18 protein-coding genes are annotated in these 20,303 nt (G+C 59.4%); 10 read left to right on the forward strand and 8 right to left on the reverse strand.

What is annotated here, in order from left to right; translation table 11 throughout:
* Positions 1 to 92: 92 nt before the first annotated feature.
* Positions 93 to 1,709, reverse strand: a complete 1,617-nt coding sequence (locus tag HFK74_RS20715; protein WP_180205120.1) for an arylsulfatase — start codon at positions 1,707 to 1,709, stop codon at positions 93 to 95.
* Positions 1,710 to 2,242: 533 nt separating this feature from the next.
* On the opposite strand from HFK74_RS20715, the gene HFK74_RS20720 reads away from it, so the two are divergent.
* Positions 2,243 to 3,376, forward strand: coding sequence for an aminotransferase class V-fold PLP-dependent enzyme (locus tag HFK74_RS20720; protein ID WP_180205121.1), 1,134 nt, complete (start codon positions 2,243 to 2,245; stop codon positions 3,374 to 3,376).
* 101 nt (positions 3,377 to 3,477) lie between these two features.
* On the opposite strand, the gene HFK74_RS20725 is transcribed toward HFK74_RS20720, so the two are convergent.
* Positions 3,478 to 5,496 carry an alkyl/aryl-sulfatase gene (locus HFK74_RS20725; protein ID WP_180205122.1) on the reverse strand — a complete coding sequence of 673 codons (2,019 nt, stop codon included), beginning with the start codon at positions 5,494 to 5,496 and terminating at the stop codon, positions 3,478 to 3,480.
* A 145-nt stretch (positions 5,497 to 5,641) separates the two neighbouring features.
* Between HFK74_RS20725 and HFK74_RS20730 the strand changes: the two genes are divergently transcribed.
* Positions 5,642 to 6,598, forward strand: coding sequence for a LysR family transcriptional regulator (locus tag HFK74_RS20730; RefSeq protein WP_180205123.1), 957 nt, complete (start codon positions 5,642 to 5,644; stop codon positions 6,596 to 6,598).
* Positions 6,599 to 6,605: 7 nt separating this feature from the next.
* Here the strand turns inward: HFK74_RS20730 and HFK74_RS20735 are convergent, their stop codons facing one another.
* Positions 6,606 to 7,520: a LysR substrate-binding domain-containing protein gene (locus HFK74_RS20735; RefSeq protein WP_180205124.1), complete on the reverse strand. Its 915-nt coding sequence runs from the start codon at positions 7,518 to 7,520 to the stop codon at positions 6,606 to 6,608.
* Positions 7,521 to 7,720: 200 nt separating this feature from the next.
* Between HFK74_RS20735 and HFK74_RS20740 the strand changes: the two genes are divergently transcribed.
* The 4 genes from HFK74_RS20740 (at position 7,721) to HFK74_RS20755 (ending at position 11,759) form a co-directional block, all read left to right on the forward strand.
* On the forward strand, positions 7,721 to 8,470 hold the full coding sequence (locus HFK74_RS20740; protein ID WP_180205125.1) for an SDR family NAD(P)-dependent oxidoreductase: 750 nt from the start codon (positions 7,721 to 7,723) through the stop codon (positions 8,468 to 8,470).
* A 97-nt stretch (positions 8,471 to 8,567) separates the two neighbouring features.
* On the forward strand, positions 8,568 to 9,866 hold the full coding sequence (locus HFK74_RS20745; protein WP_180205126.1) for an MFS transporter: 1,299 nt from the start codon (positions 8,568 to 8,570) through the stop codon (positions 9,864 to 9,866).
* A gap of 25 nt (positions 9,867 to 9,891) precedes the next feature.
* On the forward strand, positions 9,892 to 10,740 hold the full coding sequence (locus HFK74_RS20750; RefSeq protein WP_180205127.1) for a transketolase: 849 nt from the start codon (positions 9,892 to 9,894) through the stop codon (positions 10,738 to 10,740).
* Positions 10,737 to 11,759, forward strand: a complete 1,023-nt coding sequence (locus HFK74_RS20755) for a transketolase family protein (protein WP_180205128.1) — start codon at positions 10,737 to 10,739, stop codon at positions 11,757 to 11,759. The genes HFK74_RS20750 and HFK74_RS20755 overlap by 4 nt, the downstream gene beginning before the upstream one ends.
* Before the next feature lie 68 nt (positions 11,760 to 11,827).
* Here the strand turns inward: HFK74_RS20755 and HFK74_RS20760 are convergent, their stop codons facing one another.
* The gene (locus tag HFK74_RS20760) at positions 11,828 to 12,754 is read right to left on the reverse strand and encodes a LysR substrate-binding domain-containing protein (RefSeq protein ID WP_180205129.1); all 927 of its coding nucleotides are present in this window, start codon (positions 12,752 to 12,754) and stop codon (positions 11,828 to 11,830) included.
* 107 nt (positions 12,755 to 12,861) lie between these two features.
* On the opposite strand from HFK74_RS20760, the gene HFK74_RS20765 reads away from it, so the two are divergent.
* Both HFK74_RS20765 and HFK74_RS20770 read left to right on the forward strand, forming a co-directional pair.
* Complete coding sequence (locus HFK74_RS20765) at positions 12,862 to 13,371, forward strand: nuclear transport factor 2 family protein (protein ID WP_257230379.1); 510 nt, start codon at positions 12,862 to 12,864, stop codon at positions 13,369 to 13,371.
* Positions 13,372 to 13,408: 37 nt separating this feature from the next.
* Positions 13,409 to 14,533 (forward strand): alkene reductase, encoded by a 1,125-nt coding sequence (locus tag HFK74_RS20770; RefSeq protein WP_180205130.1) that lies wholly within the window; start codon positions 13,409 to 13,411, stop codon positions 14,531 to 14,533.
* A 68-nt stretch (positions 14,534 to 14,601) separates the two neighbouring features.
* Here the strand turns inward: HFK74_RS20770 and HFK74_RS20775 are convergent, their stop codons facing one another.
* From HFK74_RS20775 to choX, 4 genes are all read right to left on the reverse strand, one after another.
* Positions 14,602 to 15,225, reverse strand: a complete 624-nt coding sequence (locus HFK74_RS20775; protein ID WP_180205131.1) for a LysE family translocator — start codon at positions 15,223 to 15,225, stop codon at positions 14,602 to 14,604.
* 115 nt (positions 15,226 to 15,340) lie between these two features.
* The gene (locus tag HFK74_RS20780) at positions 15,341 to 15,748 is read right to left on the reverse strand and encodes a DUF2000 domain-containing protein (protein ID WP_180205132.1); all 408 of its coding nucleotides are present in this window, start codon (positions 15,746 to 15,748) and stop codon (positions 15,341 to 15,343) included.
* A 49-nt stretch (positions 15,749 to 15,797) separates the two neighbouring features.
* Positions 15,798 to 16,652: an AraC family transcriptional regulator gene (locus HFK74_RS20785; protein WP_180205133.1), complete on the reverse strand. Its 855-nt coding sequence runs from the start codon at positions 16,650 to 16,652 to the stop codon at positions 15,798 to 15,800.
* Between the two features lie 102 nt (positions 16,653 to 16,754).
* Positions 16,755 to 17,696: a choline ABC transporter substrate-binding protein gene (gene choX, locus HFK74_RS20790; RefSeq protein WP_180205134.1), complete on the reverse strand. Its 942-nt coding sequence runs from the start codon at positions 17,694 to 17,696 to the stop codon at positions 16,755 to 16,757.
* A gap of 11 nt (positions 17,697 to 17,707) precedes the next feature.
* On the opposite strand from choX, the gene betI reads away from it, so the two are divergent.
* Positions 17,708 to 18,376 carry a transcriptional regulator BetI gene (gene betI / locus HFK74_RS20795; protein WP_257230380.1) on the forward strand — a complete coding sequence of 223 codons (669 nt, stop codon included), beginning with the start codon at positions 17,708 to 17,710 and terminating at the stop codon, positions 18,374 to 18,376.
* A gap of 2 nt (positions 18,377 to 18,378) precedes the next feature.
* Positions 18,379 to 19,794, forward strand: coding sequence for an amidase (locus HFK74_RS20800; protein WP_180205135.1), 1,416 nt, complete (start codon positions 18,379 to 18,381; stop codon positions 19,792 to 19,794).
* Positions 19,795 to 20,303: the final 509 nt, after the last annotated feature.

The following is a 20,303-nucleotide window of genomic DNA, read 5'->3' on the forward strand; positions in this document are numbered from 1 at the left end:
GGTTGTCGTTTTAGCTGTGTTGAATTCCATACGGAAATGGGTGGCAGACTCTGACCACCACCCATGTTATGCATTAACGTTCCAGCCTTTGATTACTTGGCCATCGCTGCTCTCGCGGCCTCGATCTTGGCTTTTACCGAGTCGAGGTTGAAACTCGCACCTTTTTGCATCGGTGGGAACTCGATGGCCGTTTCAGCCAGTTTTGCAACCTCCTGCTGAACGAATACGAAGCGCCAGAACTGGAATTTAAACCAATCGAAGTACTGCATGGAGCCATTGGCCGCCTGGTTCTGCGGCCATCCGGCACGCTCGAACGGATCCAGACGCAAGTTGGTCAGAACAGGCACGTCGATACTGGTCTTGGCGCCGAGCCAGCCATCAGGCTGATCAATGAAACGATACTTGTAATCATCGATACGCACCGCGCCCAAATTGCTTTCGCCGAAATAGAAAATTTCATGACGGTTGGACGGACCTTTACCGGTGATCATCGGGGTTTGGTCGTAGCCGTCCAGGTGAACCTTGTACGTCGTGTCGCCCAGTTGCTTGCCTTTAAGCAGTTCGCTCGTGATATTGGGGTTGCCTGCTGCGGCAATGAAGGTCGGAAACCAGTCCATACCCGACATGATGCCGTTGGCGATCTGCCCCGCGGGTACCTTGTTCGGCCAGCGGATGATCGCTGGAACGCGGAAGCCACCTTCCATGACAGTCCCCTTGCCCATCGCAAACGGCGTCTGGCCGCCATCGGGCCAAGTGAAGTTTTCCGCGCCGTTGTCCGTGGTGAAGACCACGATCGTGTTTTGATCCAGGCCGTCTTTCTTCAACTTGGCCATGACGTCCCCGACGATGTCATCGAGCTGCGCCATGCCGGCTTCCTGTTCGGACCAGCCATTTTCTGCATTGCGCATGGCCTGGTACTTGTCGGAGAGGTGAGTGACGATGTGCATGCGTGTCGGATTGAGCCAGACGAAGAAGGGTTTGTTGTCCTGCTTGGCCTTGTCGATGAAATTGAATGCCTTGTCACGGATTTCGTCGTCGACAGTTTTCATACGGTCAGGGTAGAGGGTACCCGCGTCTTCGATCTTCTGTTTGCCCACTTTGCCCCAGCGCGGCATTACGGTTGCGTCATCAGTGGCACTCGCCCAACTGTGGACCATGTTGCGCGGGCCGACCTTGGGCAGCAGCGCTTGCGGGTAGTTGGGGTGGGCCGGATCCTCCATGGCATCGAGGTGATACAGGTAGCCGAAGAACTCGTCGAAGCCATGCACGGTGGGCAGGAACTCGTTCAGGTCGCCTAAATGGTTCTTGCCGAACTGACCGGTGGAGTAACCCATGGACTTGAGCACGGTGGCAATCGTCACCGCTTGGGAGGGAATGCCAATAGGTGAGCCGGCCTGGCCCACCGTAGTCATGCCGGTACGGATCGGCAGTTCACCGGTAATGAAGTTGGCACGGCCTGCCGTGCAACTGGCTTCGGCATAGTAGTCGGTGAAGCGCATGCCCTCGGAGGCAAGGGTGTCCAGATTGGGTGTTCTGCCGGCCATCATGCCCTGATTGTAGACACCGATGTTCGACCAGCCGATATCGTCGCCCATGATAACCAAAATGTTTGGCACCGTTTTATCGTCCGCCAGGGATAATCCAGGCAGTGCGATCGCCGACAGCAGCGCTGTGGCTCCGAACACCGCGGAGAAAATGTTGTGGTTCATTGCGAACTCCTTTGCATTTTCGAGAGTATTTCGAGAAATCCCCTCCAACTACCGTCCCGAAATACGGAAGTCCCCCGAAAATAGCGTAGGTATGAATGCCGTTCCTCCAGTGACGTATTTGAAATCGATGTAAAAACTGTTATTTCGATTCAGTATTTCATTTCAACAGCGCATACCGACGGGCCGCTTTCAAGCCGATCAAAGGCTGGTGTCAATAATCACTCGAAAGTAAATGAATCGCCGGCCAATCGCCGTGGGTTGAGGTCAAGCCGCGACAAGGAGCTGCGATAGGCAGAAACCGGCCATGAGCAGTCAGTGGACAGACCAGGTGTAACCAGATTGCCGCGTTGCGCTATCGTTGTTGACCAAGCGGACCGGGGGCAGTTGCACCATTTTACTCGGGCATAGGTGATGCCACCCGCTCGACAGAAGTCGCCATTCAATCCCGGGCAATCTTGTCATTTGCCAAGGCTTAGGGCAGGGTCGATACCACGGACATCTCTGCCAAACATCTCTGCCAAAGGAGTCACTCCATGTCAAAGTTGTATCCCAGCATCGATCCCGAGGGGCTGGTCGAGTACTCGGTGGTCTACACCGACCGCTCGCTCAACCACATGTCGCAGTCGTTTCAAGGCGTGATGAAAAACATTTCCAAGACCCTGAAACAGGTCTACAACGCCCAGGCTGTTGCGGTGGTGCCGGGCAGTGGCACATTCGGCATGGAAGCGGTGGCGCGACAGTTTGCGACCAACCAGCAATGCCTGGTGATACGCAACGGCTGGTTCAGTTATCGCTGGAGCCAGATCCTCGAGATGGGCAACATCCCGGCGGCCACCACGGTGCTGAAAGCCCGACCGGTCGACACGGGTCGCCAGGCGGCCTACGCCCCTCCCCCTCTGGACGAAGTGCTGGCAGCCATTGAGGCTTCGAGGCCGCAGATTGTCTTCGCCCCCCACGTTGAAACCTCGTCAGGGATTATCCTGCCCGACGACTACCTGCGGGCCGTCGGCGACGCCGTGCATGCGGTGGGTGGCCTGTTCGTGCTGGACTGCATCGCCTCGGGCACGCTTTGGGTGGACATGCACAAATGCGCCGTCGACCTGCTGATCAGCGCACCGCAGAAAGGCTGGAGCGCCTCCCCTTGCTGCGCCCTGGTGATGTTCAGTGCCCTGGCCCTCGAGCGCATCGAGCAGACGCAGAGCAGCAGCTTCGCCTGCGACCTGAAAAAGTGGCTGCAGATCATGCAGGCCTACGAACAGGGCGGACATGCCTACCATGCGACCATGCCCTGCGATTCCCTCGCGCGGTTCAACGACGTGATGAAAGAGACGCAAGCCTACGGTTTCGACAAGGTCCGCGACGAACAACAGGCGCTGGGCGATCGGGTGCGCGCCATGTTGACCGGCAAAGGCATCAAGAGCGTGGCCGCCGCCGGCTTTCAGGCCCCTGGCGTGGTGGTGAGCTACACCGATGATGCCGACATCAAGAGCGGCAAGAAATTTGTCGCCCACGGCCTGCAGATCGCCGCCGGAGTGCCGTTGCAATGCGACGAGCCGGCCGACTTCCAGACCTTCCGCATCGGTCTGTTCGGGCTCGAAAAGCTGCACAACATCGAGCGCACGGTCAGCACCCTCGAGCAGGCACTGGACGAGGTGATGGTTAACTAAGCCCTCATGCCGGCCCATGGCACTGAACTTCGACGGGCGCGTCCAAGCCACAGACGCGCCCGCCTACCTGTCCATTGCCAGGATCAGCCGCGCAATCGGAGTTACTGCCTCGTCCCCGGCAGCAGTTCAAAGTCCGGGGTGAACGGGGTCATCGCGGCCATCAGCTGGGCGAACGGTTTGCGATCGCCTTCAAAGGTAGCCTTGCCGTCCGTGACCAGCTGATCGAAGCTGACTTTCTTCGCCATCACGTCTTCAAGCGCCGAGCGATCGAGGGTGAGGGTCAGGTCGGCGTTTTTTGCCTGCTGGCCCTTGATGCTGGTCAGCGTTGAATTGCTCAGCTCCACCACGAATTGCTCACCATTGTCGGGGGTCTTGAGGTTGAGGACGAAATGCAGGTCCGCCACCTTGCTGCCATCCAGGCTGATGCCGAGATATTCGAGCCACAACTCTGTGCTCATGGCGCGGATCATGTCCGGTCCGGTTTTTGGCGCCCGGCCCTTGGGCATGCCGTGGCGCAATTCATAGGCGGCCGCGAGGAAGCTGTTGCGCACGCCGGCACTTTCCTTCTGATAGCCCACCTGCTCGTAGACGTCCGCCAGCAGGTCCTTGGCCTGGGTGTTTTGCGGCTCGGCGTACACCAGCTTATTGAGAATCTCATAGGCTTCGCGGTACTTGCCCTGGTCGAACAAGGTTTTTCCCTTGGCCATGATCTTTTCCGCACCGCCCATCATTTCGACGTACAGCGGTGCCGAATCCTTCGGTGACAGCGGCATCAGCGTGGCCGGGTTGGCATCCCAGTAACCCAGGTAGCGGTTGATGACCGCGCGGCTGTTGTGTTCTTCCGAGCCGTGATAGCTATGGGTCGCCCAGGTGTTCTTCAGGCTCTCGGGCAACTTGTAGACATTGTGGATCTCGTTGATGGTGACGCCCTGGTTCGCCGCGTGCAGGACGGCGTTGTTCAGGTTGGCATAGGCATCGCGTTGCGCGCGCATCACTTCCTGGATCCGTTCATTGCCCCAGCGTGGCCAGTTGTGTGCGGCGAGCATCACATCAGCCTTCTGGCCATAGAGGTACAGGGCGTTGTTGATGTTCTTCGACCACACCAGCGGATCACGCACCAGGGCACCGCGCAGGGTGTAGATATTGTGGATGGTGCCGGTGATGTTCTCGGCAGCCCAGAACGCCTTGAATTGCGGGAACCAGGTATTCATTTCCGACGGTGCTTCGGTGCCTGGGGTGTTCTGGAAGTCCATTTGTACGCCGTCGATGGTCAGGCTTTCGAAATCCTTTTCGATGTATCGATTAGGTTCGATCAGGCCCATGGTGCCGGACGCGGCGTTTTTGCCGATCGCCATGTCGACATGACCGTAGGGACTGTGCGGCAACAGCAGGCCGTATTGGAAGAACGCGCGGCGGTTCATGGCATTGCCGGCGTAGACGTTTTCCGCGACCGCATGCTCCATGAAACCCACGGGGGCGATCAGCGCGACCTTGCCGCTGCGCACGTCCGCTTCCTCGACGATGCCGCGGACACCGCCAAAGTGGTCCGCATGGGAGTGGGAAATCACCACGGCCACGACCGGGCGCTTGCCCAGTTTTTCATTGATGAATGCCAGCGCCGCCCTGGCGGTTTCCTTTGAGGTCAGGGTGTCGAAAACGATCCAGCCGGTGTCGCCCTTGATGAACGTGATATTGGCCAGGTCAAAGCCGCGGATCTGATAGATCCGGTCCGGCACCACCTCGTACAGACCATAGGCCATGTTGAGCACGGCCTGGCGCTGCAGCGAAGGATTGACCGTGTCGAAGTCCTTGCCGTCGAGCAGGAAATCGTAGCTGCCCATGTTCCAGGCGACGTTCCCGGCATCGCCCATGATCTTGTTGTAGGTCGGGGCTGCGATGAAGCCTTTTTTCGCTTCCTCGAAATCGCGCTTGTCGGCAAAAGGCAGCGTCTCGCGCACGCCCTTCTGATATTCGATGGTGTAGGTCGACGGCGACTTGCCCTTGTTATCGAAATGCTCAATCGCGGCCGGCACGGCAGTTGTCTGAGCAGCAAAAATGCTGGGGTTGAAGCCCGTGGACAGTGCGATGGCCAGCGCGCAACTGAGGGTCTTGTTGTTCATGAAATGTTCCTTCGCCAGAGTATCGATGCCTTTGATGGCGCGGGTTTGCTCTTGTTCGTCTTGACCCGCCCGGCAAGGAATAGCATATTCATTTGATTACGAAAAATTCCATTTTACTAAATATCGATAATATAAAGGTTATGACATGACCCCGCGCCGCCTACGCCAGTTTTTGGCGCTGATTGAACATGCACACTTTGGTCAGGCCGCCAAAGCGCTGGGCGTTTCGCAACCGGCGCTCAGTAAAAGTATCCAGCTGCTGGAGCAGGAGCTCGGCGTTACGCTGTTCGATCGACGCACCGAGGGCTTAACCCTGACGGCGTTCGGTCAGGTGCTGCAGGGCAAAAGCCAGCGCTTGTTGATGGCCGAAGAGGACCTTCGGCGGGACATCGCCCTGCTGGCGGTTGGCGACATCGGCACACTCAAGGTGGCCTTGGGGCCGTACCCCAGTGTGATCAGCGGCTATCGCGCCATTGCCCGGTTGCACACCCGCCATCCGAACCTCAAGGTGACGGCCCATGTCGCCGGTTGGCGAGAGGTTGCACAGCAGGTTGCCAGCGGTGTGGTGGACCTGGGGATCGCTGAAATCAGCGCCTTGCAAGGTGAAAAAGAATTCAATTGCGAGCTATTGGGTGAGCATCAGGGGCGCCTGTTTTGCCGGCCCGGCCATCCCCTTCTTGCGCAACGCTCCCTGAAGCGGGCGCAAGCACTCGATTACCCTTGGGTGGCGTCGCGCATTCCGTCCCGCCTGGCCGGCCTTCTGTCGCGCGCGACGTCAGGCTGCGCCGGCGCCTACGACACAGTGACCGGCGATTTCGTGCCAGCGATTGAAATTGACGTGCCCATGCAGATCGTTCAATTCGCGGCCAACAGCAATGCATTGGCCGTCGGCACGTTGACGACCTTTGAGCGGGAGTTGCTGGCGGGTGAAATCGTAGCGCTGCCCATCCACGATCAGGCGTCGCACACCCATTACGGTTTTATCTCCCTCAAGGAGCGCTCGTTGCCTCCCGCCGTAGAGGCCTACATGCGCGAAGTGCGGGCGGTGGAAGAGGAAGTTTCCCGGCGCGAACGGGAGCTGGCCGAGTTGATGATGAAGTAGCGAAAAATCAGTAGCTGAAGTCATGCCCCAACTCTTTTTGCATCCACTCCAGAAAACGCCTGACACGGGGAAAGTTCGAGTGGGCACGGGGAAACACCAGGTGATGCGCGGTGATCGGCGCGCTCAACGCCGGTGCCACCTCGACCAATGCACCGCGTGCCAGATAGTCCTGCGCCAGCAAGGTACTTTCGAGGGCAAAACCAAGCCCGTGACTGGCGGCTTCCAGGGTCATGTAGGAACGGTCGAAGCTGAGGGTGTAGGGTTTTTCCGGGCGTGAGACACCGTGCTGGGCGAACAACTGCGGCCACTTGATCAGCGTCGCCTCCGACAGGATCAACTGGCTGTCGAGCAAATCCGCAGCGGTGCGGATCGGGTGTTTTTCCAGCAACTTCGGGGACGCCATGACTGCAATCCGTTCATTGCGAATCGTGCGTACCTCGTAGCTCGGCCAATTGGGCATGCCATGGCGGATGTCGACGTCGATCTTGTCGCGACTGAAGTGCAGCGATTCATAAGAGCACGAAAGGTTGAGCTGGATATCCGGGTGGCTCTCGCGAAACTGCTCAAGGCGCGGCATCAGCCACAGCAGGCCGAAACTGGGCGATGAGTGCAGCCGCAGGCAATCGAGGCTGACGTCGCTGGTGGCACGTTCGGTGGCCACGGCGAGGCTGTGCAGGATGCCGGAAACCTCCGTCAGGTATTGCTCGCCGACCGGCGTCAGGGTCACGCCCCTGGCGGTTCGGAAAAACAACTGGCGCCCGATCATCGCCTCCAGCTTGGCCAGCTGGTGACTGACCGCCGAGGGTGTCAGGTCGAGCAATTCCGCGGCGCGAGCGACATTGCCGAAACGGGCTGTCTGCTCGAAGGCCTGAATGGCTTTCAGGGGTGGCAGTATCACAGGTGCATCGTCGGATGAGCGCATGATTGTGGTTATTCCGCTGCAAGTTACATAAACCGGGCGTTTCGCCATTCAATCATCCCGATACCTCGCTGGCGAGTGCTGAATTTTTTTCAGCACCCAGTGACGTTCGCGTTATTGCTCAAGGTTACGGTGGGGAACAAGCTGAGTCATCGATTCGATTTGGATCGAGCCAATAAAAACAATCTCAGAGGTACTCTTCCATGCTTCTTCAAGGCAAAGTCGCGATCATCACCGGTGCAGCTTCCGCACGTGGCATCGGCCGCGCTTCCGCGACCACGTTCGCGCAACAGGGCGCCAGCGTGGTGATTCTCGATCTGGACGAATCCGCCGCTCGTGATGCCGCGGCCTCCCTGGGCGAAGGTCATCTGGGCCTGGCCGCCAACGTCGCTGACGAATCCCAGGTACAGCAGGCGGTCGCGAAAATCATCGAGCACTTCGGCCGCATCGACATCCTGGTCAACAACGCCGGCATCACCCAACCCCTCAAGACCCTGGACATCCGCCCTTCGGACTACGACAAGGTGCTGGACGTCAGCCTGCGCGGTACGTTGCTGATGTCCCAGGCGGTGATCCCGGTCATGCGCCAGCAGTCCTCCGGCAGCATCGTGTGCATGTCGTCGGTTTCCGCTCAACGGGGCGGCGGCATTTTCGGCGGCCCGCACTACAGCGCCGCCAAAGCCGGCGTGCTGGGCCTGGCCAAAGCCATGGCGCGCGAGCTGGGCCCGGACAAGGTGCGCGTGAACTCCATTGCCCCCGGCCTGATCCATACCGATATCACCGGCGGCCTGATGCAGGACGAACGCCGCCACGCGATCATCGATGGCATCCCCCTCGGTCGCCTGGGTGAGGCGCAGGATGTGGCCAACGCGGCGCTGTTTCTGGCCAGCGACCTATCCTCTTACCTGACCGGCATCACCCTGGATGTGAACGGCGGCATGCTGATTCACTGATGACAGCTGACGGGCCTCGCGGCCCGTGCGGTTCTGGATCGACGACGCAGCCGGGCCACAAGCCTGGCGGTCAATAAAAACAAGAGATCAGACCATCATGACTACCCTGTCGCTCGAAGCGGTTTCGACCGTGCGCTCCAACGCCTACCGCAAGACTGCGTGGCGCCTGATGCCGTTCCTGATGCTGTGCTACCTGTGCGCCTATCTGGATCGGGTCAATGTCGGTTTTGCCAAGCTGCAAATGATGAACGACCTGGCGCTCAGCGAAACCGTGTACGGACTCGGCGCCGGCATGTTCTTCATCGGCTACTTCCTCTGTGAAGTGCCCAGCAACATCATCCTGCACAAGGTCGGCGCGCGGGTCTGGATCGCGCGCATCATGATCACCTGGGGCATCGTCTCCGCCCTGTTCGCCTTCGTCGAAACCGCCTGGCAGTTCTACGCCCTGCGCTTCCTCCTCGGCGTTGCCGAAGCCGGCCTGGCACCGGGTCTGCTGCTGTACCTGACCTACTGGTTTCCCTCCTACCGGCGTGCGCGCATGACCGTGTTGTGGTTCATCGCCATCCCGCTGTCGGGCATGGTCGGCGGCCCGCTCTCCGGCTGGATCATGAACCACTTCGCCGGCATGCACGGTTGGGCCGGATGGCAATGGATGTTTGTACTGGAAGCGGTGCCGACGGTGTTGATCGGACTGCTGGTGCTGAGCTATCTCAAGGACGGCGTGCATCAGGCCAGTTGGCTGGACGATGACGAAAAGGCACTGATCAGCCGCGAGCTGGCCGAGGACGACCAGCAGAAAGTCACCCATGCCTCGGTGGGTGAGTTCATCCGCGACCGTCGCCTGTGGTTGCTCGCCGGGATCTACTTCTGCGTGGTCATGGGCCAGTACGCCATCACCTTCTGGCTGCCGACCCTGGTGCGCAACGCGGGGGTTTCCGATCCGCTGCACATCGGTTTCCTGACCAGCCTGCCCTACCTCTGCGCAATCGTGGCCATGCTGTATGCCGGACGCAGCGGTGACAAACACCGTGAACGTCGCTGGCACCTCATTGTGCCGATGATCGCCGGTGCCATCGGCTTGAGCCTGGCGGCGCTGATGGGCGGGAATGTACTGCTCTCCATTCTCAGTCTGTGCCTGGCCGCTTCCGGAATCCTCTCCGCGACGTCGATGTTCTGGATGCTGCCCACCACGCTGCTCGGTGGCGTGTCCGCCGCCGCTGGCATCGCGGCGGTCAACAGCTTCGCCAACCTTGCCGGCTTCTGTTCGCCCTATCTGATCGGCTGGGTCACCACACAGACCGGCTCCAGCGCCATCGGCATGTACCTGATCACCGGCGTCCTGCTGTTCGGGGCCACGTTGGTACTGCGCATCCCCGCCGCCTCGGTCAATCGTTGATTCGTTGATTCATTGGAGTTTCACCATGACTGCTCATTCTGCATTCACGTCGTCCACGACGCTGGCGCAACGCGCCCACAACATTCGCCGCCACGCCCTGCGCATGGGTCAGGTTCAAGGCCAAGGCTACGTCGGTCAAGCCCTCGGCGCCGCCGACCTGCTGGCCGTGTCCTACTTCCACGCCCTGAGCTACCGGCCCGAAGACCCGGAATGGGAAGCCCGCGACCGCTTCTACCTGTCGATCGGGCACTACGCGATTGCCCTGTATGCGGCCCTGATCGAAGCCGAGATCATCCCGCAGGACGAACTGGAAACCTACGGCGCCGATGACAGCCGCCTGCCGATGTCGGGCATGGCCGCCTACACCCCGGGCATGGAGATCACCGGCGGTTCGCTCGGCCAGGGCCTGGGCATCGCCGTCGGTGCCTGCCTGGGGCTCAAGCGCAAAGGCTCACCCTCCTTCGTCTACAACCTGTTGTCGGACGGCGAGCTGAACGAAGGCTCGACCTGGGAAGCGGTGATGTCGGCGTCGCACTGGAAGCTCGACAACCTGATCGCCATCGTCGACGTCAACAACCAGCAGGCCGATGGTCATTCAAGCGAAATACTTTCCTTCGAGCCCATCGTCGATCGCTGGCAGGCTTTCGGCTGGTTCACCCAGCGCGTCGATGGCAATGATCTGGAGGCGTTGGTCACCGCCTTCGACACTGCCCGCAGCCATTCCGGCACCCAGCCACGGGTGATCATCTGCGACACCAAAATGGGCAAGGGCGTGCCCTTTCTCGAGACCCGCGAAAAGACCCACTTCATCCGCGTCGAAGAACACGAATGGGACCTGGCACTGAGCAACCTTGAAGAAGGAAACAACCAATGAGCAACGCAGCCAACACGCCGACTTCCACGGTTACGCCGGCCAAGAAACGCCTGACCACTTCGGCGATGATCGCCTCGATTGCCTCCGAGGGCCAAGCCACCCGATCGGCGCCGTTCGGTCATGCACTGGCTGCGCTGGCGGATCAGCGCAAAGATATCGTCGGCCTGTCCGCCGACCTGTCCAAGTACACCGACCTGCACATCTTCGCCAAGGCCCATCCCGATCGCTTTTATCAAATGGGCATGGCTGAACAGCTGCTGATGAGTGCGGCAGCGGGGATGGCCCGTGAAGGCTTCGTGCCCTTTGCCACCACCTACGCCGTGTTCGCTTCGCGCCGCGCCTACGACTTCATCTGCATGGCCATCGCCGAGGAGAACCTCAACGTCAAGATCGTCTGCGGCTTGCCCGGTCTCACTACCGGCTACGGCCCCAGCCACCAGGCCACGGACGACCTGGCAATCTTCCGCGCCATGCCCAACCTGATGATCGTCGACCCGTGCGACGCACTGGAAATTGAACAGGCCGTGCCCGCCATCGCGGCGCACCAGGGACCGGTCTACATGCGCCTGTTGCGCGGCAATGTGCCGCTGGTGCTGGACGAGTACGGCTACCAATTCGAGATCGGCAAAGCCAAGACCCTGCGCACCGGCAACGATGTGCTGATCATCTCCACCGGCCTGATGACCATGCGCGCACTGGAGGCTGCCAAAGCGCTGCAAGCGGACGGCGTCGATGTCGCCGTGCTGCACGTGCCGACGATCAAGCCGCTGGATGAGCAAACCATTCTGGCCGAAGCCCGCAAACCGGGTCGCCTGGTGGTCACCGCAGAGAACAGCTCGATCATTGGTGGGCTGGGCGAAGCCGTGGCCGGCGTGTTGCTGCGCAATGGCGTCACGCCCACCTTCAGGCAGATCGCCCTGCCCGATGCGTTCCTCGATGCCGGTGCGTTGCCGACACTCCACGATCGTTACGGCATTTCAACCCAAGCGGTTTGCACTCAAATCAAAGCCTGGCTTTAACTGAAGGGGCAAGGCACCTGGAAACGGGTGCCAGCCGGGGCATTGTTGCCGCGGCAACCGAGCCGGCATCAACCCCGGCTTGCACCAAACAGGACGGCTTGCTCTTGAGCCATCTCGAGCAAGGCATCGACGACCATTCTCACCTTCGGCTGCAGGTAACGCGTGCGCGGCCAGATGACGTGTATGGGCATGGTTGCGCCTGCGTGGTCGTCCAGGACCGTAACCAATGCGCCACTGCGCAAGTGTTCGGAAACCAGCCAGGTGGGCAACTGGCAAAGTCCGCAGCCATCCAGGGTCGCGCGCAGCATCATGTCACCGTCGCCAAACTCATGGCGCACTCGCACTTCCTGCTCTTGCACCTCGCCTTTGGCATTGCTCAGCAACCACGTCATGCGCAGCCCCCTGCGCCAGGCAATGATGCAATCGCGCTCCAGCAAATCGGACGGGTGCCGGATCGGCGGGCATTGGCTCAGATAGTCGGGCGCCGCACAGACCACCAGGTGCTGCTCACCGAGCCGGCGCGCCACCAGCTCCGGATCATCCTTGAGATCGCCGATTCTCACGGCCAGATCAATGCCATCGTTGATCATGTCGACCGTCCGCTCACCGAAGGTCAGGGTCAAGTCGAGCTGTGCGTATTGCCGCGCCAGGGCAATCAGCATCGGTGCGATATGCCGCCGTCCAAAGGCGGCCGGCAGATCAATCCGCAGACGTCCCTTCGGTTCGGCAACGCCGTTGAGAAAACTGCCCTCAACCCCCCGCAACTCGTCCATCACCCGCAAGCAACTGGCGAGGTAAATCTCCCCCTCGCTGGTCAAGCTCAGTTTGCGCGTGGTGCGATGCAGCAGCTTGGTGCCGAGGCGTTTTTCCAGCCGGGTCACGCTCTTGCCCACCGCCGAACTGGTCACGCCCAGTTGCAACGCCGCCGCCGTGAAACTCCCGCATTGCGCAGCCAGGATGAACTCGGGGATGCCATCGAATTGAAGGGAATCCATCACTGGCTCCACTGACATGAAAAATTGATTCTATCCCGAGAGGATCAACTGATCGTAATTTTCACGGATTAATGGAATTAGCAGACTGGATTAAGGTGGCCGCACTTTTGAACGACCTTCCCCTGGAGGCCACCCTGAACACCGACTTGAACCGATTGCTCACGCTGGAAGCGATCAGGAACCTGCGATTGCGCTACTGCCATCACCTCGACGCCAACCGGATGGATGCGCTCGCGCAGTTGTTTACCGAAGACGCCATTTGCCAGGTTGATCGCGCCGGCTGGCGGGGGCGTGACGCCATCGCGCAGGGCTTGTCTGAAGCATTCTCGGCATTCGATCAGCAACAACGTGGGGCGTATCCCTTCCTGCACGCGGTGTCGAATCACTGGATCGAGATCCTCGATGAAGACCGGGCCGAAGGCCGTTGCTATCTGATCGACTTCGCCACCCAGCGGGCGCCGGGCCAGAACCCTTTGCTGCTGCTTGGGCTGTACGCCGATGAGTATCGACGCGTGGACGGTCAATGGCTGATCAGCCGTACCCGCCTGGATGTGGTGTGGCCTGAACCCGATGTCGGCGGCGGCGATCCGGGCAACGGGTTGGTTCTGCCGTCCTGATTCATCCCCCCCTTCTCCCTCACTTGCAGAGTTCCTGATGAACCCATTATTCAATTCCTTTGATCTGGCCGGCACCCGGTTGGCCAACCGCGTGGTCATGGCCCCCATGACCCGGGCACGCGCCCTGAACGACATCCCGGATGAACACACGGTGCTCTACTACGCCCAGCGAGCCTCCGCCGGGCTGATCATCAGTGAAGGCATACCGATTTCCCGCGAGGGCTGTGGCTACCTGTTCAACCCCGGTCTCTATAGCGATGAACAGACCCAAGGCTGGCGCCGGGTCACTGATGCCGTCCACGCCAAAGGCGGGCGAATCTTCGCGCAGCTGTGGCATGTGGGGCGCGTGTCCCATGTCTCACTGCAGCCGGGAGGTGCCGCGCCGGTGTCGTCGGTCGCTACCGTTGCCGCCCACTCGAATGCCTATGCGTGGGTTGAAAAAGGCCAGCCAGGCCCCGTGCAGGCAAGCGTGCCGAGAGCATTGGGCACCCCTGAAGTCCAGCGGATCAGCGCTGACTTCGTGAGCGCCGCGCGCCGAGCGATAGAGGCGGGTTTTGACGGCATCGAATTGCATGGCGCCAACGGCTATCTCTTCGAGCAATTCCTCAACGGTGCATTGAACAATCGCCAGGACACCTACGGCGGTTCCATCGCCAATCGCCAACGCTTGCTGCTCGAAACCCTCGATGCCCTGGCCACGGAAATCGGCAGTGCCCGAGTTGGCGTGCGACTGTCGCCGTTTGGTCGCCTTTTCGACATGCACCCCTACGCCGAAGAAACCGAGACCTGGCTGAGCCTGGCTTCAGCACTCAATGACCGAGACCTGGCGTACGTGCATTTGAGTGATCAGCTGACGATTGGCGCAGAAGCGATTCCCGCGGGTTTCGCCAACCAGTTTCGCCAGGCGTACCAAGGCACGCTGATCGCTGCGGGAGGCTTCAACCGGGAGCTGGCGGAGGCTGCGCTGGAAGCCGGCGACCTGGACCTGATCGCGTTTGGCCGCCCCTTCATTTCCAACCCCGACCTTGTCCAACGGATGCAGAACGGCTGGCCGATCGCTGAAGGGGATCGGACGACTTTTTACGGCGTCAACGGCAGCCCAACCAAGGGCTACACCGACTATCCCGCCTATGGCGAGACGGTGGCGAATCAAGTAGCGTGAAAGTCAGGGGGGACTCGTCCCCCTGCGACTGTTGACTCTCGCAGCCAACAGTTATCGGCTGTGAATTTCTAGTTTTGGAAGAACTCCCGAATAACCAGCATCAAGGCAAGGCCGATCATGACCACGCCGGAAAATCTTCCTACCAGCCGTGCAACACCTGGCCGGGTTCGCAATGCCTTGTTCGCCCCGAACCCCACCATTGAATAGACCACCGAGCAGCTCGCCGTATACACCAGGCCGAGCGCCAGGAGTTGGGCGGGGATGCTCCAGGTCGCAGTCTCAGACGTCCACGGCGGCAAGAAGGCGAGGAAGAAGATGAACGCCTTGGGATTCAAGCCGCTGACAAGCGCACCCTGGCGGAACCAGGTCAGCCAGCTGCCCGCGTTTTCGGCGGCGCTATCAGTATGCGGAACCGGCGGGTTGCGCAGCATCCCATAGCCGAGCCATGCCAGGTACATGGCGCCCATTACGGTGAGGATGGCCATGAGAACCGGGTTACCGGCAATCAGTACGCCGACTCCCGCGGCAATCAGAATGCTCAGTACCACATACCCGGCCAGCAGCCCCAGAACGGAAGCACCAACGCCTCGGTTGCGAATCCCGGCCGAGATCGCATAGGCCCAGTCCGCGCCGGGTGTGAAGACAAAGAGCAGTGAAAAGGCCCAGAAAGCCGCCAGTGTTGATTCGCTCATGCTGGCTCCAGGGGACAGAAAGAAATCTGTGATGTGTGCATGTTTTTTTCCAGAAAAATCACCGCCCGTACCTGTCCTGCAAACCAGGTCTGAGGCGGGTATGAGCGTCCGGGAGTTACTTGTGCAGCGAGAGACCCTTGATGGCCTTGTCGACTGCTTTTTTGGAACCGCGAATGGCAATGCCGACGAAATCCATGTTGGCCGGATCCTCCTCGAGGAAGACCTTGCGGTTCGCCTCATCATGACCGGTAGAAAACATGGCAAACACATACGGCAGCAGGGTCAGCTCGCGCTCCAGGCCTACACGGTGGGCCTTCTGGATTTGCTCGAGACTGGCCTCGAAGATCAGCATTGGCTGGCCGGACATGCTTGCGTAGCAATGGCCATTGGCATCCACGTAGGGCTCTCCCATGACCTCAGGTGCTGCCGACGGGATACCGGTTGCGAGAAAGGCGACGACGTTCATCCGTTGCCACATGGCAAGGTCGTTGCGGACGATGATCGCTACTTTGGTGTCGAACATTGCGTACTCCTTCAAAACTGAAACGTGATGATGGAGTCGAGGGCTGGCGTCAGTCTGTTAGATTTGTGCACAGCCGCTGATAGGCTGCCGGGGTAAGGCGGTAGGCGCGGCGGAACCATACGCCCATGTGGCTCTGATCTGAAAAGCCCACTTCGGCGGCCACGTCGGCCGCGGGCTTGCCAGCGGCCAGCAACGCTCGAGCAGCCCGCAGCCTGAGCCTGATCAGATAGGCATGCGGCGCCTGGCCGTAGGTTCGCTTGAACTGCCGGGTAAGCCTGAAACGGTCGATGCCCGTGTAGTCGGCGAGCTCATCCAGGCTGACGTCCGTGGCCATCAGGACATGCAGGAAATCCCTGGCCCTTTCCATCACCGGTGCCGACTCGGCCTTGTCGGATGGCTGCGCTGGTCGCAGGTGCCTGGACAGTACCTGCATGAGGAGGTCCAGGCTTTCATCCCTGGCCAGCCGCCCTTCGTTCTGATGAATGGCCAGGAAGGCACGCTGTATCGCATCCCTGAGACCGACATCGTCGGTCAGGGTGTTGCGAAAGGCGGCACCGAGCGAGGATATGTCCCCCACGCCGAGGCGGTCGGTCATGCTCGATACCCAGCGCTGTGGGAGATAGAGCATGCCGTAGGTGAAGCCCTCGGGTTCGGGGGCGAAGCCATCATGCAGAGCGCCTGGCTCGATCAATATCGATCGGCCAGGCGTGCTGGTATGCGTCAGGCGATTGCAACTGAAGCGCTGCACGCCCTGGTGCGTCACGCCCACCAGCATCTCATCATGATCGTGGGGATCGTAGGCGTGGCCCTGGAAATGCGCATGCACGCTTTCGATCCCGGTTTCCTGATCGCGGCGAATGTTGATCCAGTCACTGGCGATTGGGTCATCGGACGGAAGAGTCATTTGGACACCTATGCTCGGGTCATCGATGCTGAGCTGGCATCGATGACGGCCATTCTACCCATACGAACTTGCTAGGCGTACTGAGCGCTGCCATTGCCGGCCCTATCGGGACGCAGTATCCATATAAGACTTCACAGCCGCGAGCCCCGGTTGACCTTCCACTGTCTGGACATCGAGCAACGTTTTATCCAGCCATTCGGGATGATCACCCAGCCATTTTTTTACCGCAGAGCGTGGGTCAAGCCCGCCATTGATCACGTAGTCCATCATGGTGTTTTCGGCATCGATGGAAAACTCCAGATTCTTCAGAAGCTGACCTACGTTGGGGCATTCGTCCAGGTATCCCGTGCGCACATCGGTACGCACCGACGACGCGCCGTAATTTGCTCCGTAGTACTTGTCGCCGCCTGACAAATATTCCAGTTCGATATTCTTGTTCATGGGGTGAGGTGCCCAGCCCAGAAACACGATCCAGTCGTTCTTTCTGATTTGCCTGGCCACCTGGGTCAGCATGCCCTTCTCACTGGACTCAACCAGGCTCCAGCTACCCAGGTTGTACGCGTTATCGGCGATGAGGTTCTGGATCGGTTTGTTTCCGCCCGGCTCTACGCCATAGATTTTCCCGCCAAATTTTGCCTTGTAAGTGTCCAGGTCTGCATAGCTTTTGACACCTTGCTCATAGACGTATCGCGGAACCGCCAAGGTGAACTTTGCGCCGGTGAGGTTCACTCGCACGGTCTGGATCGACTTGTTGTCGTAGTAAGGCTGAGCCGCCTCGATCAACGCCGGGTCCCATGTTCCGAGGAACACGTCGATGCTCTTGCCTTCCATCGCCTTGTAGGCGATTCCCGTCGATAGCGTGATGACTTTCGGGGTGTAGCCCAGTCCTTCCAATACGGCAGTGGTCAAGGACGTCGTCAACGTGATGTCGGTCCATCCAACCTCTGCGAATTGAGGCGCGCGACACGCCGCCGGCTCCGCGGCGCCGGCAATCCCCTGGAATGTCATCAACAGCACGGCACAACCGATAGCACTGCTTTTCATACCGAATCCCCTTGGATCTCTTGTTTTTAGGAGAACCAAGTGATAACTTTTTTTTCATTGAGTGTCCAATGAAAATAAAAGAGAAGCCCATGCCAAAGGTCGGAATGCAGGAAATCAGAAGAAAGCAGCTCGTCGAGGCAACGCTCGCCCTCATTGGCGAGCAAGGCATGGCGGGGACGAGCATGGCCCAGGTGAGCGCCCGCGCGGGGTTGGCCAACGGCATCGTCCATCACTATTTCTCGGACAAGAATGCGTTGCTCGAAGCCACCTTGAGAGAGCTGAACAAACGCATCAACGCCGAGATCTTTGCGCGCCTGCGACTGTCCACGACACCCGCTGAACGTGTTCTCGCGTTTGTGGACGGCAACGTCAGTGCCTTGAACCTGACGCGCGACAATGTCGCGGCCTGGCTCGCGTTCTGGGCCCAGGTACCGCAGTCCCCCAAATTGCAGCGGGTCCAGAACATCGTGGCGCGCAGGAGCCATTCCTTACTGTTCCATGCCCTGGCAAAAAGCATGGACAAGGCCACAGCCCATTCCAGGGCGCAGATGATCGCGATCTTCATCGACGGCTTATGGTTGCGGGCTGCGGTCGATTGCAACCCGGACACGATCGATGATTCGCGTCGCCTGGCTTACGAGTTCCTCAACAACGCACTTGGTTATGATCTGGAGGCGTAAAAATGACACCTGTAGAGTTCAAGAGTCTTGATGCCGTGGGCCTCGTTCAACGGTTGAAGTCCGGTGAAGTCACCGCGCTGGAGCTGGTCAACCTGGCCGCCAGGGAAATTGAAATCCAGGACCCGGCCCTGGGCGCGGTCGTTGCAATCGATATCGAAGGCGCGCAGCGCGCGGCGCTGGATCCCAAGGCAGGACCACTCTCAGGTGTACCGATCCTGATCAAGGACACCAATATCGATGTAAATGGCTTTGCAACCCGGCACGGTTCGCGAATGTACGAAGATGCCGCACCCGCCCAGGTCGACAGTGAGTTTGTCAGTCGATTGCGCAAGGCCGGGGCAATCATTCTCGGGAAAACCAAGACGCCCGAGTTTGCCGGAGACTTTGTCACAGAGCCTGAATGGCAAGGCCCTTGCCGAAATCCCAGGAACCCGCGGTACGCCTCTGGCGGATCAAGCGGAGGCTCGGCCTGTGCCGTGGGCGCAGGCATGGTGCCCGTTGCACATGGCACTGACTGTGGCGGGTCGATCCGGGTTCCGGCTGCCGTTTGTGGTGTGGTTGGACTCAAGCCAAGTCGGGGGCGCAATCCTGTAGGTCCGCATGTCGGCGAGTTTGTGGGTGGCCTTGATTGCGAGCATGTACTGACCAGGACCGTGCGCGATAGCGCATTGCTGCTGGATGTCCTGTCTGGGTATGAATCCGGCGCGCCTTATGCCGCTCCCCCCGCCCCGCCCTCCTGGCTCGAATGCCTGAAGACGAAGTCGCCACGACTGAAAATCGCCTTTGCCTGTGCCCGCCCGGATGGCTCGAGTATCGATGAGTCCATCCACAAAGCGATACTCAGTGCCGTGGATTTTTTAAGCAAAGACGGCCATGAATTACGCCCCTTCAATTGGCCCGACATGAGCTGCGCCGGGGCAGCTGCCGCATTATTCTGGCAGATGGAAATCGAGGCTTTGATGGAGCACAAGGCCCAAGCTCGCGGCTATCCAATCTCTGAAAAAGATGTCGAATGGATTACCTATGAGTTTTACAAATGCTCGACTCGAAGATCAGCATTGGATGTGCACCATGCACGTGCCACCCAGAACAAAGTAAGCCACGACATGGCGGATCGCTTCGCCAATATCGATGTCCTCATCACGCCCACAGTAGCGCTGGCTCCACCGTTGATTGGTGGTTTTGTCACAACGGGGGAAAGGCATCTGGAGGAGTGGTATAAAAACGCTTACGCATTCTCTCCCTTCACTGAAGTGTTCAACTTGACCGGACAGCCAGCCATCAGCATCCCCGTTGGGATCATGGAGGGCGGCCTTCCCATCGGGATGCAGATCGTTGGCAAATTTGGTGACGAGGAAACCATCCTGAGGCTCGCAGGTGAAATTGAAAAAAGTTTATTAGCGACGGCCTTGTTTTAACGGGTAGGCACTTTTGCTTTTCCTCAATGGGTGTTGTTGGTGTTAGCGGGACTGGCTGAATCGACCCACAACTTTATAGACACTGCCTACAGGCAGATATCTTGTTCCTGCCAACCATGATTGGCTGCTTCACGTCGTGGAGTATTCATGAGTGCCGGCTTTGGCCGTTTGCCGCCCGTCGTGAAAGGTGGCATTCGGCCAAAAGCAGTCATCGGTTCACGACCCTGATCCCACCGCGTTTAGGCTAGTTGCGCCTCCTGCTGTTAATCCGCTCGTCGAGTCTGATGACGAAAATTTGATGTGATAGCCATTTGCCGCTAAACATTAGGATTAGGACCAAAAATACAGGTTATGAAATGGCATCGCGATTTGTTGTCGTTCCAGCGATACCTACTGAGACGGGATCGATACGTAGTGGTACCCGCTTCTACTCCAACACGGTGCCTTCTGGCTTTAACATCTACGACAACAAGGAAAAGTGCCGCCTGCCACTTTCATTTTTAACGCGA

It is taken from the genome of Pseudomonas sp. SbOxS1, from assembly GCF_013416725.1.
GTDB lineage: Bacteria > Pseudomonadota > Gammaproteobacteria > Pseudomonadales > Pseudomonadaceae > Aquipseudomonas.

What these genes read in the sequence shown, in the direction of transcription:
- HFK74_RS20715 (WP_180205120.1), bottom strand. Translation starts at nt 1,709, where the DNA reads ATGAACCACAACATTTTCTCCGCGGTGTTCGGAGCCACAGCGCTGCTG.
- HFK74_RS20720 (WP_180205121.1), top strand. Translation starts at nt 2,243, where the DNA reads ATGTCAAAGTTGTATCCCAGCATCGATCCCGAGGGGCTGGTCGAGTAC.
- HFK74_RS20725 (WP_180205122.1), bottom strand. Translation starts at nt 5,496, where the DNA reads ATGAACAACAAGACCCTCAGTTGCGCGCTGGCCATCGCACTGTCCACG.
- HFK74_RS20730 (WP_180205123.1), top strand. Translation starts at nt 5,642, where the DNA reads ATGACCCCGCGCCGCCTACGCCAGTTTTTGGCGCTGATTGAACATGCA.
- HFK74_RS20735 (WP_180205124.1), bottom strand. Translation starts at nt 7,520, where the DNA reads ATGCGCTCATCCGACGATGCACCTGTGATACTGCCACCCCTGAAAGCC.
- HFK74_RS20740 (WP_180205125.1), top strand. Translation starts at nt 7,721, where the DNA reads ATGCTTCTTCAAGGCAAAGTCGCGATCATCACCGGTGCAGCTTCCGCA.
- HFK74_RS20745 (WP_180205126.1), top strand. Translation starts at nt 8,568, where the DNA reads ATGACTACCCTGTCGCTCGAAGCGGTTTCGACCGTGCGCTCCAACGCC.
- HFK74_RS20750 (WP_180205127.1), top strand. Translation starts at nt 9,892, where the DNA reads ATGACTGCTCATTCTGCATTCACGTCGTCCACGACGCTGGCGCAACGC.
- HFK74_RS20755 (WP_180205128.1), top strand. Translation starts at nt 10,737, where the DNA reads ATGAGCAACGCAGCCAACACGCCGACTTCCACGGTTACGCCGGCCAAG.
- HFK74_RS20760 (WP_180205129.1), bottom strand. Translation starts at nt 12,754, where the DNA reads ATGGATTCCCTTCAATTCGATGGCATCCCCGAGTTCATCCTGGCTGCG.
- HFK74_RS20770 (WP_180205130.1), top strand. Translation starts at nt 13,409, where the DNA reads ATGAACCCATTATTCAATTCCTTTGATCTGGCCGGCACCCGGTTGGCC.
- HFK74_RS20775 (WP_180205131.1), bottom strand. Translation starts at nt 15,225, where the DNA reads ATGAGCGAATCAACACTGGCGGCTTTCTGGGCCTTTTCACTGCTCTTT.
- HFK74_RS20780 (WP_180205132.1), bottom strand. Translation starts at nt 15,748, where the DNA reads ATGTTCGACACCAAAGTAGCGATCATCGTCCGCAACGACCTTGCCATG.
- HFK74_RS20785 (WP_180205133.1), bottom strand. Translation starts at nt 16,652, where the DNA reads ATGACTCTTCCGTCCGATGACCCAATCGCCAGTGACTGGATCAACATT.
- choX (WP_180205134.1), bottom strand. Translation starts at nt 17,696, where the DNA reads ATGAAAAGCAGTGCTATCGGTTGTGCCGTGCTGTTGATGACATTCCAG.
- HFK74_RS20800 (WP_180205135.1), top strand. Translation starts at nt 18,379, where the DNA reads ATGACACCTGTAGAGTTCAAGAGTCTTGATGCCGTGGGCCTCGTTCAA.